This window comes from Oceaniferula marina (assembly GCF_013391475.1).
Classification (GTDB): domain Bacteria; phylum Verrucomicrobiota; class Verrucomicrobiia; order Verrucomicrobiales; family Akkermansiaceae; genus Oceaniferula; species Oceaniferula marina.
Map to the genome: position 1 here is coordinate 521,110 of NZ_JACBAZ010000001.1, position 15,874 is coordinate 536,983.

General features: G+C 53.1%; 11 protein-coding genes and 1 tRNA gene. 7 read left to right on the forward strand and 5 right to left on the reverse strand.

The genetic code is table 11. The features are described from left to right. Positions 1-8: 8 nt before the first annotated feature. From yajC to HW115_RS02145, 4 genes are all read left to right on the forward strand, one after another. Positions 9-320 carry a preprotein translocase subunit YajC gene (yajC, locus tag HW115_RS02130; RefSeq protein WP_178930926.1) on the forward strand — a complete coding sequence of 104 codons (312 nt, stop codon included), beginning with the start codon at positions 9-11 and terminating at the stop codon, positions 318-320. An 18-nt stretch (positions 321-338) separates the two neighbouring features. After that, positions 339-1,175 (forward strand): SecDF P1 head subdomain-containing protein, encoded by an 837-nt coding sequence (locus tag HW115_RS02135; protein WP_178930927.1) that lies wholly within the window; start codon positions 339-341, stop codon positions 1,173-1,175. A 130-nt stretch (positions 1,176-1,305) separates the two neighbouring features. Further along, positions 1,306-3,834: a protein translocase subunit SecD gene (secD, locus tag HW115_RS02140; RefSeq protein ID WP_178930928.1), complete on the forward strand. Its 2,529-nt coding sequence runs from the start codon at positions 1,306-1,308 to the stop codon at positions 3,832-3,834. A gap of 264 nt (positions 3,835-4,098) precedes the next feature. Then, positions 4,099-4,173 (forward strand) — tRNA-Asn (locus HW115_RS02145). Between the two features lie 90 nt (positions 4,174-4,263). Here HW115_RS02145 and larC read toward each other — a convergent pair. From larC to HW115_RS02170, 5 genes are all read right to left on the reverse strand, one after another. Further along, positions 4,264-5,448: a nickel pincer cofactor biosynthesis protein LarC gene (gene larC / locus HW115_RS02150; protein ID WP_178930929.1), complete on the reverse strand. Its 1,185-nt coding sequence runs from the start codon at positions 5,446-5,448 to the stop codon at positions 4,264-4,266. Continuing rightward, positions 5,445-6,119, reverse strand: a complete 675-nt coding sequence (larB, locus tag HW115_RS02155; RefSeq protein WP_178930930.1) for a nickel pincer cofactor biosynthesis protein LarB — start codon at positions 6,117-6,119, stop codon at positions 5,445-5,447. Before larB ends, larC begins: the two co-directional genes overlap by 4 nt. A 7-nt stretch (positions 6,120-6,126) precedes the next feature. Beyond that, positions 6,127-6,939 carry an ATP-dependent sacrificial sulfur transferase LarE gene (gene larE, locus HW115_RS02160; protein WP_178930931.1) on the reverse strand — a complete coding sequence of 271 codons (813 nt, stop codon included), beginning with the start codon at positions 6,937-6,939 and terminating at the stop codon, positions 6,127-6,129. A gap of 61 nt (positions 6,940-7,000) precedes the next feature. Continuing rightward, positions 7,001-8,623 (reverse strand): 4Fe-4S binding protein, encoded by a 1,623-nt coding sequence (locus HW115_RS02165; protein WP_178930932.1) that lies wholly within the window; start codon positions 8,621-8,623, stop codon positions 7,001-7,003. Positions 8,624-8,627: 4 nt separating this feature from the next. After that, entirely contained in the window at positions 8,628-9,542 is a 915-nt protein-coding gene (locus tag HW115_RS02170; protein WP_178931428.1) for a DUF362 domain-containing protein, read from the reverse strand. 215 nt (positions 9,543-9,757) lie between these two features. On the opposite strand from HW115_RS02170, the gene HW115_RS02175 reads away from it, so the two are divergent. The 3 genes from HW115_RS02175 to HW115_RS02185 all read left to right on the forward strand — a co-directional run bounded on the left by HW115_RS02175 (position 9,758) and on the right by HW115_RS02185 (position 15,755). Continuing rightward, positions 9,758-11,824, forward strand: a complete 2,067-nt coding sequence (locus HW115_RS02175; RefSeq protein WP_178930933.1) for a family 20 glycosylhydrolase — start codon at positions 9,758-9,760, stop codon at positions 11,822-11,824. Positions 11,825-11,898: 74 nt separating this feature from the next. Beyond that, positions 11,899-14,076 carry a family 20 glycosylhydrolase gene (locus HW115_RS02180; protein ID WP_227021222.1) on the forward strand — a complete coding sequence of 726 codons (2,178 nt, stop codon included), beginning with the start codon at positions 11,899-11,901 and terminating at the stop codon, positions 14,074-14,076. Further along, positions 14,073-15,755 (forward strand): sialidase family protein, encoded by a 1,683-nt coding sequence (locus HW115_RS02185; protein WP_178930934.1) that lies wholly within the window; start codon positions 14,073-14,075, stop codon positions 15,753-15,755. The genes HW115_RS02180 and HW115_RS02185 overlap by 4 nt, the downstream gene beginning before the upstream one ends. Positions 15,756-15,874: the final 119 nt, after the last annotated feature.

Genomic DNA, 15,874 nt, shown 5'->3' on the forward strand with positions numbered 1-15,874 from the left:
TTAAGAACATGAATTCAACCATTCAACTCCTCGCCGAAACCACCAGTAATTACCAGCCCATCATCATGATGGTTCTGATGTTTGTGATCTTCTGGGTTGTCCTGATCCGTCCGCAACAAAAACAGCGAAAAGAACTCGCAGCCAAACAGGCAGCCATCAAAAAAGGAGACAAGGTGATCACCATCGGCGGCATGCACGCATCCGTCAATGCGGTCAACGAACGCACAATATCCCTCAGGCTCGCCGAAGGAATTTTTGTCAAATACGACAAAACCGCCATTGCCACCGTGAATCCGGAAAAAGGCAAAGACAGTAAGTAAATAACGAGCTTTTCCAGCTTGAAACGCCTGCTTCCATTTCTCTCCTGTTTCCTGTCCTTTGCCTACGCGCAAGTGGAGCGGGTCGACACGCAGTACACGCTGCGTGTTCAGCCTCATGCGAATACGGATGAAAATGCCGCGGATGAAAATACCGAGCGGCCACCCATCACAGCCCGAGAACATAAACAGGCGGCATTTATCCTGCAAAAACGCCTGCGGGCACTCAGGCTCAGCAAGTCGGAGGTCACACCACAAGACGAAGACCTGATCCACGTCAGCATCCCCGGGCTGTCACCGGAGGAAGCCGAGTCGGTTAAACACGCTCTGACCACCCCGGCACAATTGGGGCTCAAGCGTGTCCACCCTGACAATCGTCAACTTGCTGACAAAGTTGCAGATAAAGAAGCCCCTCTGCCAGCCGGATACGAGCTCAAGGTGCTGCACGATCTGGATCAAGATGGCCGCCCCACGACCGAAAACCTGCTCGTCCGAAAAAAGGCCGACATCACAGGTTCCGACATCAAAGAGGCCCAGGAGCTCTACGGCCCCTACGAAGGACAACTCGATGTCACCCTCAATGAGGATGGTGCACAAGAAATGCGACAAGTCACCCAAGCCATGCAGCTTGGGCATGACCGACTCGCGATCCTGCTCGATGACGAGGTGCTGAGTGCCCCCGTTGTTCAGGCCGTTCTAGGTGAGAAATTCCAAATTACGGGCATGGGCTCGGTTGAAGAGGCCCAAAAATTTGCCTTGGCGCTAAAAAACCCGCTGAAGTATCCCCTGATACTCATCGAGGAAAAGCGCCCCCCGACCCACATTCTTCAAGATCCGGGGAAACAGGCAGCTCCTTAGAGTTTGCCACGCTCTCGTAAATCCCCCGCTTGCCAAGCAAGCCATCTTTCGCTACACCCCGCCCGTGGGGAGTATTGCCCTCTCATTTATTCTCAATTTTTCATTATTCATTCCCAATTAATACAAAACCATGCTCGCTTCATTATTTAGTGACGACCGTCTATTGACCTTCCTCGCAGGCCTCGGCTTACTTGGACTGTTTTTCTGGTACTTTGCCTCCGATTACGAACGCCGTAAGCGCAACATCGGATCGGCCATTGTGCTACTTATCGCCCTCTTCAGTTTCATGTCCATCATCCCCAAGGAACAATGGGGCAATGTGCTGAAAGGTGAAACTCCCATCAGTAAGGCCCACAACCTCAAAGGAGGGATCGACCTCATCGGTGGATCATCCTTCACCCTGAGGGTCCAACCCAGCAAGGGTGACAACGGGGAAGAAATCCCGGTCACGCCTTCTGCGGTGCAACAAGCCATCCAAACCGTTGAAGGTCGACTCAACGCCCTCGGAACCAGCGACACCTTGATCGTGGCCCAGGGAGACGACCGCATTCTGGTGCAGATGCCCGGCATCGCTCCAGAAGAGGCCCAGCGCACTCGTGAAACCCTCGAGAAAATCGCCAAACTCGAACTCAAAGCCGTTCACCCTGAAAACCGGGTTCTCGCCAATCAGGTTGCAGCCGATCCCGAAAACGAAATCATCCCCGGCTATGACTTCAAAGTGCTCAAGGACAAGGACGAAGATGGTAAAGCGACCTCGGAAAACATGCTGGTCAAAAGCCGCGCTGCCCTCGACGGAACCTACATCGTTCACGCCCAGGAACTCTACGGCCCCTACGAAGGTCAGCTCGATGTTACCCTCAACGATGAAGGGGCATCCAGAATGTTTGATCTCACCAGCAAAATGACCCTCCAAGAGGATCGGCTCGCCATCGTGCTCGACGGCAAAGTCCTCAGTGCTCCCACGGTGCAGGCAATTCTGGGTAAGAAATTCCAGATCACCGGCATGGGCAATGCCAAAGAAGCGAAAGCGCTTGCCTCGGCCCTGCTCAACCCTCTGAAAAACCCACTCATCGTCGAGGAAGAACGCACCGTGTCCGCCACCCTCGGTAAGGAAACCATCTATTCCGGTATCTACGCCGGTATCGCTGGCCTCGGACTCACACTTGTATTTGTCCTGCTCTACTACCGTTTTGCCGGGATGATCGCCCTGATCGGACTCGGACTGAATATCTGTGTTCTCTTTGGAACCATGGCCATGTTTGGCTTTACCTTCACCCTCCCCGGTATCGCAGGTATCATCCTCACCATCGGTGTGGCTGTGGATGCCAATGTGATCATTTACGAGCGACTCCGAGAAGAGCTCGCCGCAGGAAAATCCATCAAATCCGCCATCAACACGGCCTACGAAAAAGCCTTCTCCGCTATTTTCGACGCCAACATCACCACCCTGATCACCGCTTTGATTCTGTTCTGGCGTGCCAGCGGCACCGTCAAAGGTTTCGCCATCACCCTGACCATCGGTATCCTGGCCTCCATGCTCGCGGCCCTGCTCTGCACCCGTGTGCTCTTCTGGTGGTTCTCCGACGCTGGAATGCTGAAGAAACTTAACTTCCTCAACCTGATCCCACAACGCTCGTTCGACTTCCTGGGCAAGCGCAAGATCTCATTCCCTATCTCTGCAGCCCTGATCCTTGCGGGTCTTACGGTCACGGGAATTAAAGGAACGGACGCCCTCGGTATCGACTTCACAGGCGGTGCCCGAATTGCCTTCCAGTTTGAGGATGACACCCACATCAGTCAGCCCGATGCCCAGAAGGTCATCGATGGTCTGAAACTGACAAAAACAGCCTCATCCCAAGAGGAGGAAAACAACATCGGCCACCTGCTGACGGTTCGTTGTGCCAACAACGAAGTGGAAGCCGGTGAAGAGGCTGATCCCGAAATCATCGTCGAGGCACTCCGTAAAGCCTTCCCTGAAACACTCGGACAGCGCGTTGCCGTTCTCGATGACAACGGCGCTGAGAAAAAAGACGAAGCTGGTAACACCATCACCGAATGGAAATACCAGGCCGCCAAGGAAACCATCAGTGCAAGTCTGGGTAGTGAATTCCTCACCACCGCCGTATGGGCGCTGATCATCGGCCTCGCCGCGATCCTGATCTACATCACGATCCGCTTCGAGTTCTCCTTTGCTCTGGGTGCCTTTGCAGCCCTCTTCCACGACTTGCTGATCTGTCTCGGTATCGTCGTGATCTACGGTCACGAAATGTCACTGATTCACGTCGGTGCCTTCCTGACCATTGCCGGTTATTCAATCAACGACACCATCGTTATTTTCGACCGGATCCGAGAGGACTTGCAAACCAAGCGTGGTGATGTCAAGGATGTCATGAACCAAGCCATCAGCTCCACCCTCTCCCGGACGGTGCTGACCTCAGCCACCACCTTTGTGGCCGTTCTGGTGCTCTTCATCTTTGGTGGAACCGCCCTGCAGGACTTCTCCTTCACCATCATGATCGGCGTGATTGTGGGAACTTATTCCTCGATCTTTATCGCCTCTCCGATCGTTTATATCTGGACCAAGATGCGAGGAGCCAACCTGCGTCGCGAACTGCTTGACGCCAACCTCGAAGCCGAAGTCAATCCGGCCAAAGGCTAACGCATCAGAGACAAATTGACATTCTGATCACCCAAAATGCCTGTCGTGTTTTTGCACGGCAGGCATTTTTTTACGCTCAAGAAACAGCTCCTATTCACCCATTCCATTCACGCTCAAACACTAAGCAAGCGACTGCAAAAAAAATCTGCATTTCGTGTAAAAAACATCTTGCAAAAATCCGATTTCCTGACATTTTCCCGCCGTCCGAGCGCCACAAACGCAACGACAAAACCACAAATCGAAGTTGCAAAACTTCAACATCATTCCTGCATAGCTCAGCGGTAGAGCGGGTGACTGTTAATCACTAGGTCCTTGGTTCGATCCCAAGTGCAGGAGCCATCTGAAAGCCTCATTCCATTACGGATTGAGGCTTTCGCCTTTTTGCGAGGCTACATCAAAAATGTCGCAATCATTGGCAAGGATTTCTCCTCAATGTGGAATGCCGAATTTATGCGCGGCGGCATGTTCCGCCTCGTGGGTCACGGTATGCAGTGACACCCCGTGTTCTTCCGCAGCCTTGCGGCAATCTTCATATTCTGGAGTTGCTCTGAGTGCACCACTGGGAAGTTTCGCCACTTTCACTTGGATCTTACCATAGCGGGTGTCCACGGTGTCAAAATCACGGTGCAAGGCATCGCGCCGGGTATCACTCCTGCGAACCCCCAAGGTTGAGGTTTCTTCAAACAAGAGGCGTTCCAGTCGGTCTGCGTCTTCAGGTTTTGCCAGCACTTTAACCACATGCGCTGGGCGGTTTTTCTTCATCTGAGCTGGGATGGAAACCACATCGAGGGCCCCAGCCTCCATTATTTTTTCAAAGGCGTGACCAAGTGTTTCACCTCGGTCATTGTCGAGGTGGGTTTCCAACACCGTGATCGATTCGCTCTGCCACGCACCACTTTCGGAAGACGCCCCTATCAGAACGCGAAGCACATTCGGAATTTCCAGATCGCGGGTTCCGGCACCGTACCCCACCTCCTGCAAAGTCATTGAGGGTAATACTCCCCAGGCATCGGCTAGCTCCGTTAGCAAAGCAGCGCCCGTGGGTGTAACAAACTCGACATCAATCGGAGATCCGCAAATCGGCACGCCCTTAAGTAAACCCAAGGTCGCCGGTGCAGGGAGCGGAATCTGACCGTGAGCACCATGGATAAAGCCCCGTCCCATCGGCAAGGGAGATACCGTCACACGTTCAATGCCCATCAGTTCTACGGCAGCGAGAACCCCTACGACGTCGACAATGGCATCCACCCCTCCCACCTCATGCAAGTGAACCTCGTCCACGGCCATATTGTGAATTCTGGCCTCCTCTTGGCAAATACGGGTAAAGACCCTAACGGCGCGCTCTTTCACCCTGTCCGAAACACCCGAGTTTTCAACGACTTCACAAAGGTCCTTCAAATGCCTCTCAGGCGCATGGTCATGGGCATGCACATCCACTTTGGTGGCGGCAAAGGCATTTTTCATTACCTTACCCACGTGTAGATGAAAATCATCGAGATTCAGCTTGGATAGTTCGGATTCCAGATCAGCGACCGGTAAACCCGCGTCAATCAGAGCTCCTAGCAGCATGTCGCCACTGGCCCCGGCAATACAGTCGAAATAGGCAGTTTTCATGATAATGATTGGTGTTGGTGAGTGAGTATACGGTGGGCCGCCATGGCTGCGCCAAATCCATTGTCGATGTTGACGACCACCAACCCGGAAGCACAGGAATTAAGCATACCTAACATGGCAGCCAAGCCATGAAAAGAAGCCCCATAACCCACGCTGGTGGGAACCGCAATAACTGGAGCTGAAACCAGCCCCCCCACCACGGTGGGAAGTGCCCCCTCCATCCCGGCAACGACAATCACGACCGAAGCCTTACGGATATCATCCATCCGATCAAGCGTCCGATGAATGCCGGCCACTCCAATATCCGTATACGCTGTGACCGTGTGGCCAAGGAAAGAAAGCGAGGCCGAGGCTTCCATGGCAACGGGCAAATCCGACGTCCCGGCCGAGACCAGAGCCACCGAAGAAGAGGAATTCACAGTGGGGCCGTTGTCCCCGAGCACAATCGTGCGCCCCAAGGCATCATATCGAGCCTCTGGAAGCGCCTGCAACACCTCCTCTGCACGATCAGTTGGCAATCGAGTGCCAAGCGCCCGACCGTGAGCATCAGCCAAGGCCCTCAAGTTATCGATAATCTGACCTGCCGATTTACCTTCGCAGTAAACGACCTCGGGAAACCCCTGACGGGTCAGGCGTTCGGTATCCAAGGTGCTATGGTTTTTCTCAAACATGCTTCGTCTATTCTGATTTTGTTTGAATCACTTCATTCATACTCCCTGACCGGAAACCGTCGAGATCCATCGAAACATAGGCAAACCCTGCCTTTTTCAAAGCGGCCGCTACCTCCTCACGCATGTCCAGTAAGCGAATCATCCCGGATGGCTCAATTTCCACACGCGCCACTTCCCCATGATCCCTGACCCGACACTGACGGAACCCAAGGGTTTTGAGTTCAGACTCTGCACGGTCGATGCGGTTGAGCTTTTCGAGCGTAACAGGCGACCCGTATGGCACCCTCGACGATAAACAGGCCGACGCGGGTTTATCCCAAACCTGAAGCCCAAGTTCATTCGCCCATGCACGAATTGCCTCTTTGCCCATCCCGGCTTCGGCCAGAGGACTGCGAACACCGTGCTCACGCGCAGCTCGTCGCCCCGGGCGAAAGTCGCCACAATCGTCGGCATTGGTTCCGTCAACAATGCAGGCTACCCCTTCCCGTGATGCCAACTCGGTAAAAGTGCTGTAAGCGATGTTTTTACAGTGAAAACAGCGATCTGTAGCATTCGCGGCATAATCCGGATTCTCAAGCTCGCTGGTCGCCACTTCAATATGACGGATCCCCACGGCCTCCGCCGCCACTCTGACATCTTCGAGTTCACCGGATGCCAAGCTGGGAGAAACAGCGGTCACAGCGGCAGCCTTATCTCCGAGCACCTTTGCAGCCACGGCAGCTAACAGCACACTGTCAACACCCCCGGAGCAGGCAACCAAAACACTACCACAATCCCTCAAAATCGATTCAACCCTCGCCCGTTGTTGCTGCTGATTCATTTTAAATTCCATCAAACCTTCAATCATCGGCCTAACCTACACCCTTTGTTATTTTTGTCATTCAAAATGGAAACTCTTCTTCCAGCTCCCGCACTGTATTTTCTTTGCCAAGTTCGATCACCTTGGCCCGCTCATGAACTTCCAGGCCCTCCACAATAATGGCTTTTTCCGGGCGAACCGGGCAGATAAATTCACATCCGCCACAACCAATGCAGAGATCAGGCTCGATCTCAGGGATCGTCAGGCCATCCTTCCACGGGACCATATGCACGGCTTGGGTCGGACAGTGCTCGCTACAAGCCCCGCAGGAGGTTCCTTCGGTTTTGACAACACAACGGCCTTTAAAAAAACGAACCATCCCAGTACGCACAGCGCGCCGTTCATCAATGGTCAACGGTTGAATCGCACCCGTTGGACAAACCTGGGAGCAGTTAGAACAATTGTAGGAACAGAACGAAACGGAGAAATCCTGATAGGGCTGCAGAAACCCAGCCAACCCATGCTGGGTGATGGATGGTTTGAGCACTTGATCCGGACAATGAGTCACACACAACTGGCAACCGGTACAGAAGTTTTGAAAATGCGCCAGTGACTTGGCTCCCGGTGGCAAAACCGCACGTTTATTGTGTTGATCCAACGCATCCGGTAGATCTTTCTCTGTAATCAAGGACGCAGCAGGAAGAGCAAGCGTAGACGAAAGAAAAAACCGACGACTGAGTGAAGGGCCCATGGATGGGATCTCAGTCGGGGCAAGCTCAGAGGTAGCCTTCGCTGTGACCTTTTGACAGGTCTGATTCGTCTTCTTCATTTTTATCTTCCCCTCCACGGCTGTTTCATCCCCCCCCTTGGAAGAGCCACGACGTAGTGTAATCCCACTACGTCGACATGAACTCACACAATCAAGGCACATCACGCAGCGTGAGTGGTCGATGCGATGATTTCGAAAATCGATACATTGCGCCGGGCAGACACGCTCACACATCGAGCAGGCAACACACGCTGAATTGGCAATTTGTAAGCGGAACAGAGAGTGTTTTGAGAAAAATCCGAGCACGGCACCAACCGGACAAAAGGTATTGCACCACAACCGCCCACGGTAAATTGCCAACAGCACAATCACAGCGAGGATCACCAGTGCCAAAACAAATGACAGCCAAGATACGGGAGAAATATCCACCGGCTGAACCACGCCGGTACTGGAAAGTTGGTGGTTCATCCAAGCTAGCACAGGACGGGCGCTGGCGCTGACCACCTTACCAAACAGGCTGTAGGGGTCTAGAAACCCAAGAGGTATCGCCGTTCCGACAAGCAATCCCCCAAAACATAGAATGGCCACGGTCAGACGGAGGTATTTGCGGTTTTTTGTATGAGGAAGTTTGCGCTTCTTACCTGTTCTCCGTGCCAACCACGCGGAAAAATCCATGAGCACCCCCATGGGACAGAGCATCGCACAATAGATACGACCAAAAAGAAGCGTCAAAAGAACCACCACGACCGCCCCCGCTCCGAACCAGGCCAAGCCTTGAACAAGGCTCAATAAGGAAGGCGTGAATTGCAAAAACAAACTAGCCCTGGCCATCGGCACCGATAGCCAATGGCTGATATCGACAAATACCAGCGTGCAACTGGCAAGAACCAGAGCGCCGATAAGAATGCGAATCTTCCGATAAATAGCTACACTCATCCGCTTAGGCGTCGATCGTGATGCGTTTGATCTTCACCTTCGAAAGATCTGCGTGCCCAGCTCCCATTTTATCCGCGATCTTCACAAAACCGAGTTCCTCGGGTTTCTTTCCATACAACTTGGCCGATGCCGCGTCGAGAGCCACCATATCCTTACCGATCATAAGGTATTTCGCCAGTTCCCCATCCTCTTCGGCTTTGCCTTGGGGGCCGTTTTTACGTAAAATCCGATAGGCGTCGACGATGTTGAGATCGGGAACCCGCGGGGCGAAGCACATATCGGCAATACACTGGTCGAGCCCGTTCTTGTGGAAAAAGCGGCGATCCCAGACGACACCCATCAGGTTTTTCATGCAAAGTGATAGTTTTGCACCTCCGTGGTGCTTTAAGACCGGCACGTTGATCAGGACATCGCAGTCGAGCATTTCCTTATGGATCTGAGCTTTCTTCAACGACTTGGCCTTGGGCAGTTTGACCTCCCGGTAATGGTCCTCTAAATTCGCTGGAGCCATTGTGCCTCCGGCATCTTCCACGGCTTTGGCGATCCCACTCGTTTTGTATGCCCGTTTCCAGTTGTGGCAAGTATGGTCAAAGACGGTGACTTTGGATGCGCCTGCCTTTAAGCACTCCTTTACAATCGCTCCCACCAGATCCGGGTTCGTATTGGCCGGAATTTCAGGTGGTTGGTCCCAGGCAATGTTTGGCTTAACAACCACACTCTGCCCCTTTTTTACAAAGGCTTGCATACCTCCAAGAGCCGCAATACCTGCGTTAAACATTTCAACAGGGCCTGCATTGCGGACCGCAACCAAATCCCAGGGGCCTTCGCCATCAGCCTCAGGGGCTGCAAACAAAGGGTTATGCCACGAAATAGCAGCCGCTGTGGCCGCTGTGGTTTCAATAAAACGACGACGATTAATTTTCATAATTTCTTCTCCTTCTGATAATTATTTCAGACATTAACGATCCCCCCACATGAAGCAAGAAGGAAGAAAATCTGCACGGGCTTTCATCAGATAAGCACAGTCGCCAAGCATCAAAGCTCCAAAGGTCTAAAAATAAGACCAGATAGTATTCACTATCGATAGGCGTATGCTTGTGCCATATATTGTCTAATCACACACACAAAGCACCCATGAGCATTCACTCTCTTCTTAATCGATTCGTGACCGGACTCAGCATCGGTCTCGCCCTCGCATCCCCCGTTTCGGCATCCGATGCCCAGGTCAACCCGCAAATGCCGGGACTGCTACCCATGCCCCAGTCTGTTACCTGGAATGACAAGGCCATTGCCATTGACAGCGTGCAGGTCAATTTGCCTTCTCTCAAAGGAGACTCACTGAAAATCAAGCAGCTGAAAAAAGAGCTCCTGGACATCCTGAATCGCAACCACATCCGGGTATCCCAAGATGCAGCCACCCAGATTCGTCTTCGCCTCGGCAAGGTTGTCGTTCCGGGGTACTGGGACGGGCAGGATCAGGAGGCCTACTCGCTGGTTTCCGAGAAACGAGGTGTCGTCATCACGGCCAATGCCATCGAGGGACTCTACTACGGAGTGCAGACCCTGCGCCAACTCATGGTCCATAAAGACGGCAAAACCACCGTCGCGGCATGCCAGATCTCCGATTACCCTGCCTTCAAAATCCGTGGGTTCATGCACGACGTTGGTCGCAATTTCCAGACCATTGAGCAACTCAAAATGCAAATCGATGTCATGGCGAAACACAAACTCAACGTCTTTCACTGGCATCTTTCCGAACACTACGGATGGCGGTTGGAAAGCAAGATTCACCCCGAACTTCAGTCCGACAAGGCATTTGGCCGCTGGCATGGCAAGTTCTACACCCAGAAAGAGTTCGTGGATATGGTCGATTACTGCTGGGCCCGAGGTATTATCATCATCCCCGAATTTGACACCCCCGGACACTCGGATGCTTTCCGCAAGGGGTTGGATATCCCCAACATGAAAGACCCCAGGGCAAAAAAAGCCATTTGTGAATTGATTGATGAGCTTTGCACCCTCGCTGACAAAAAACGGATGCCCTACATCCACGTTGGCACGGATGAAGTCCGTCATGCTGCCGAGCGAGTCAACAGCGATTACCTTCCAGCCCTCCACAAAACGGTTCAAGACAACGGCCGCGAAGTCATCGGATGGGCCAAAGGCATGACATTCAAAGGGGCCAAACAGATCTCCCAGACCTGGGCCACCTCCAGACCGTTTGGAGGAACCAAGCATATCGATTCCCGATCAAACTACGTCAATCACCTCGAGGCACTGGATTTCGCCCAGCGTATGTTTTTCCAGCAACCTTGCCGAGTCCCTCACGGTGATGAGGTCCAACTCGGGGGGATCCTCGCCTACTGGCCGGACACCCTGACGGACAACGAAAAGCGCAGCCTGACCAACAACCCGGTTATCCCTGCCATGGTTGCCTATTCCGAGGCCGTATGGAAAGGGATTCAAAAGGATCGTCCCGAATTTTGGGCCAAGGTTCCAACCAAAGGGACTGCCGAGTATGATGCCTACGCCGATTTTGAAAACCGTATCGCCGAACAGCGCGACCGCTTTCATCGCGACACCCCGTTCATCATGGTCAAAAGCCACGACATCGAATGGAGACTACTCGGCCCGGTTGCAGACAATGAAGCCGTAGATCTCGAAAAAGGCATCGTCAAAGAGCAATACGAACTCCAGGGCAAACCACTGAACTGGACCAAACCGGTCTACGGTGGAGCCATCCACGTCAAACATTTCTTCGGGTTCCAGAGTCATTTGAAATCCTTCCCCAAAGGAAAGAACGTCGTGTGGGCCAATACCCACATCTACAGTCCGAAAGATCAGGAAGTGGATGCTTGGATCAACTTCAACACTATCTCCAGCTCCGACCCACGTGCCGGTGTTGCCCAACAGGGGGATTGGGGCCCGAACCCCGCTTGTAACATCTGGCTCAACGGCAAACGCATCGATCCTCCAACATGGAAAAACAAAGGTAAAGCCGCCAAGGAAATTGCCCTAATCGACGAAATCTACACCAGCCGTGAACCAAGCAAAATCAAACTCAATAAGGGTTGGAATACCGTCCTGGTCAAATCCGCCCCTACGTGGAAATGGGTCTTCTCATTCAGCCCGGTTGAGAAAAACGGCCAAGCCTACCGGGAAGTAGAGGGACTCAAATACTCGGCAAGCCCACCCAAATAGCCACAACAACTCACATCACTCCCCGAGTCTATCATAGGGGAGCGATCTGTTCAGGATTCAACTCTCGCACAACGATGATCCGTCCATTGATTGCAGTCCTGTTTGCATTATCGACAATGCATGCCGTGGCATCCACGTGGACGCTTCCCACACCTGATTCCACTCAATCAAAGGTCAGCCTGATTCCCTACCCTGTCGAGGTCAACTGGCAGCATCAGGATACGGCCGTCCACGGCCCCATCAAAATCAGCACACCTTATCAGTCGGACGACGCGGGCAGCGGTCATCTATCCAATCACATCGCTCAAATATTCAAGGAGAGCCGAGTGCCATCGTCAGCGAAAACCCCTGCTGCTCACTATCACATCCAACTCATTGAAGGCAACGTCTCAGAAGCTCGTATTTCTAACGAAGCCTACACACTGGAAACAAAGCCTAACGGAGTCACCATTACGGCCCGACACCCGCATGGTTTTTTCAATGGTTTACAAACGTTCAGGCAATTGCTCTACCACAATGGGGACTCCCTGATGGTGGCTGGCTGTAAAATTCGTGACTGGCCCGCCTTCCAAACCCGCGGTGTCATGCTCGATGTCGGACGCAACTACATGTCTCCAGATTTCATCAAACAACAAGTGGATCGACTCGCCCGTTATAAAATCAACGTGCTCCACTTGCACTTCACCGAAGATGCTGCGTGGCGCTTGCAAATCAAACAACACCCCCAACTCACCCAAGCGAAATTCCACTGGCCAACACGCCAACCCGGAAAACACTACACACACGAGGAAATCAGAGATCTTGTCGCCTATTGTCAGGCGCGCCACATCTCCGTGATTCCTGAAATTGATATGCCCGGTCACAGCGAAGCCTTCCGCCACGCCATGGGAGTCGATATGCAAAGCCCGGAAGGTATCCGCATTCTGAAAGAGGTGATTGACGAAGTCGTCAGCCTCTTTCCTGCCAAATCGATTCATCTTGGCTCCGATGAAGTAAAAATACGTATGCCGGAATTTATGCCGACCATGGTCGATTACGTGCGTAGCTTGGGAAAACAGGTCATCGTTTGGAGTCCCGGGAACCAACCCGCCAAAAAGGTCATCAACATGCATTGGGGTGATCATAACGGCCACCAAGTGGACCCAGAAATGAAGCATCTTTCGACCATCGGCTTTTATATGGACTGGATCGACTCGCAATCCGGGGTCTATCAATATTTTTTCCAGCAGCCTTGTGATGTCCCGTATGGCAACCAAAATGCTATGGGCGCCGTTACCTGTGTGTGGACTGACGGGGCGCTAAGCAACGAAAAGCGGGTCCTCACCCAATACCCGTTTTACCCATGTTCACTGACCTTTGCCGAACGCATCTGGAGAGGAGCTCATCAAGCGCGTCCCGATCTCTACGCCAAACTCCCCCAACCCGGAACCCCGGCTTATAACGCCTTCGCTGAGTTTGAAACGCGTCTGACAGACCACCGCGACAAATTCTTCAAAGACCTCCCATTTGCCTATGTCAAACAAAGTCACATTCCGTGGCGCTTGATCGGCCCCTTTGACCACCATGGGGTCAATGACAGATCATTCGGTCCGGAACAGGCGATTCAGGACAGTTATCGTGACGGGAATCGAACCCTCACTTGGGAGCATCAACCGGCCTGGGGAAGCGCCATTCACTTGCGGCACCACTACTCCGTGTTCAATCTCCACCAGAATCAGGTTGCTCCCGACTACTGGCCAGCCACGATGAACCACCGTGTCGGCAAAGGCGGAGGAACCTGCTATGCGCTCCAATATATTCACAGCCCCCAATCGCAATCCATCCACTTAATGTTTGGTATCGGTGGGCAATGGGGCCACTCCGGAGGCTACCGAACGGCCCGGGCGCCCTCTCAAGGGTCTTGGGATTTCTCCGGTGGCGATCTCTGGCTCAACGATCAACGGGTCACTCCACCCCACTGGCCATTCAAAAGCCTACCCTGGAGTGGTTGGCGCAAAGGCAGGATCGAACACGCCCCACTAACAGAAGAAGGGTATTTCTTTCGCCCACCTGTTCCTGTCACCCTCCAACAAGGTTGGAATAAAATTCTGGTCCGCATTCCATTCGGATGGTGGAAAGAGGACAAAGGTCAACGCAAGTGGTTCTTCAACTGCGTTCCAGTGAGCTGGGACGGCACCCACTACCGCGAAGTTGATCAACTTCAATACGCAACCACACAAGATCACACACCAAACCCACCACAGTCAAAATGAAACGACATCTCATCGTCTCCGCTCTTTTAACGCCTCTCTCATTTGCAGCTGAAGCTCCTTATATTGTCGCCACTCCTCCCGCCGATGCCGGCCGTGGACTGATCCGTGTTTCGGACAAGGAAATACGGCACTATCCAGGAAAAGGAGGAAAACAAATGCTTCAATCGCTGGACAACGGCGAAACATGGAAACTCGTTCCTCTTCCCGCTAGCTACCCCGGAGCCACGTGCCTGAGCAAAGAGTCTCCAGCCATCGCACAAAACCCGGTGAGCAAAGAGTTCATCCGCTTCGAACCCCTTTATCGGGGAAAAAACAATGACGACGGGGTTTATATCACGGAGGGGGGCATTGACGGAAAATGGAATCTAGTTAGAGATAAGGACGGTAACAGCGTGCGGCCAGGAGGAATCCTCCGTAACCCGCTTTGGGTAAACCAGAACAAACGTATCGTCATTCCCGGCCATGGCGGAGGGTGCTACACATGGTATTCTGACGACCAGGGGCTCAGCTGGCAGCGCTCCAATAAAATCCAATCGCCACCACACCAACTGGGAGGCATCCACAAAGGAACGCGCTGGAACCACGGTATGGTCGAAGCCACTCTGGTGGAGTTAAAAAATAAAAAGCTCTGGATGGTTGCACGAACAGCCCAGGACCAGCACTATCAAAGTTTTTCCTCCGACTTCGGTAAGACCTGGAGCAAAGCCGAACCCTCACGCTTCTGGGGAACCATCACCATGCCCACGTTCCATCGACTCGACGATGGTCGTATCCTTTTCCTCTGGTCCAATACCACTGCCCTGCCTGAAATTGAAACCGCAACAGGTCGTGGGGAAGACGCGTTCACTAACCGCGACACCATCCACGCCGCCATCTCAGAAGATGAGGGGAAAACTTGGATTGGTTTCCGCGAACTGATCCTCGACGAACATCGAAACCGTGGTGATTACGGAACCTTCAATGGCTCTCAAGACCGGGGTAAACATCAAGCCGAAGTGGTCCAGCTTGATCAAAACCGCGTGCTCTATTCCTGCGGGCAACACGCCATGCACCGCCGGTTGATGATCATGGATGTCCGCTGGCTCTACGAAAAAGAACGTAGCTCGGATCTCGCCAAGGATGGTACCAAGGACTGGACCACCCACCAATTCATCGCCAAATACGTCGGTCACTGTGCTTACAACCGGACTCACGGTGCCCAAGTCGAAGATGGCGCATTGCGTCTCCGCCGAGTTGAGGCAAGCAACCTGACCAACCCCAATCAAGGAGCTGTCTGGAACTTTCCAGCCGGTGACACAGGACGCCTCACCACCAAGGTCCGACTCGAACCCGGCGGTGCCGGACTCCAAATTGCGCTTACTGACCGCTGGTTCAGCGCTGTCGACCACTCCGTTGATCAACTTGCCAACTACGTGCTCAAAATCGATGGCGAAGGAAAAACGCCAGAAGGTAAGCGCCTGCTGACACCTGGAAAAGTCCACGAACTGGCAATCACCTGGCAGGGAGTCGATAAAAAAGGCAGCGCTACACTGTCGCTCGACGGCCGCAAAACCACCATCAAAATTCCCTGCCAGCACGCCACCCCGAACGGTATCAGCTACGTCCACTTCTATAATCCGGCTACCACCACCGATACCAACGGAGCCTCTGTTATGAGCACTCACGCAAAGGTAAAATAATCCCAACGAGCAGAGCAGCTTTTCAATCTGTCGACAAGCATCGCAAGCGCAAAGGCAAGCCTAGTCCCCAAACCAGATGACAGATCACAAACCTGTCCTACATTAGCCTGCACCTCGGC

Excerpts from the sequence above, each read along its gene's own strand:
- yajC (WP_178930926.1), top strand. The coding sequence starts at position 9 with ATGAATTCAACCATTCAACTCCTCGCCGAAACCACCAGTAATTACCAG.
- secD (WP_178930928.1), top strand. The coding sequence starts at position 1,306 with ATGCTCGCTTCATTATTTAGTGACGACCGTCTATTGACCTTCCTCGCA.
- larC (WP_178930929.1), bottom strand. The coding sequence starts at position 5,448 with ATGAAAACTGCCTATTTCGACTGTATTGCCGGGGCCAGTGGCGACATG.
- larB (WP_178930930.1), bottom strand. The coding sequence starts at position 6,119 with ATGTTTGAGAAAAACCATAGCACCTTGGATACCGAACGCCTGACCCGT.
- larE (WP_178930931.1), bottom strand. The coding sequence starts at position 6,939 with ATGAATCAGCAGCAACAACGGGCGAGGGTTGAATCGATTTTGAGGGAT.
- HW115_RS02165 (WP_178930932.1), bottom strand. The coding sequence starts at position 8,623 with ATGAGTGTAGCTATTTATCGGAAGATTCGCATTCTTATCGGCGCTCTG.
- HW115_RS02175 (WP_178930933.1), top strand. The coding sequence starts at position 9,758 with ATGAGCATTCACTCTCTTCTTAATCGATTCGTGACCGGACTCAGCATC.
- HW115_RS02180 (WP_227021222.1), top strand. The coding sequence starts at position 11,899 with ATGATCCGTCCATTGATTGCAGTCCTGTTTGCATTATCGACAATGCAT.
- HW115_RS02185 (WP_178930934.1), top strand. The coding sequence starts at position 14,073 with ATGAAACGACATCTCATCGTCTCCGCTCTTTTAACGCCTCTCTCATTT.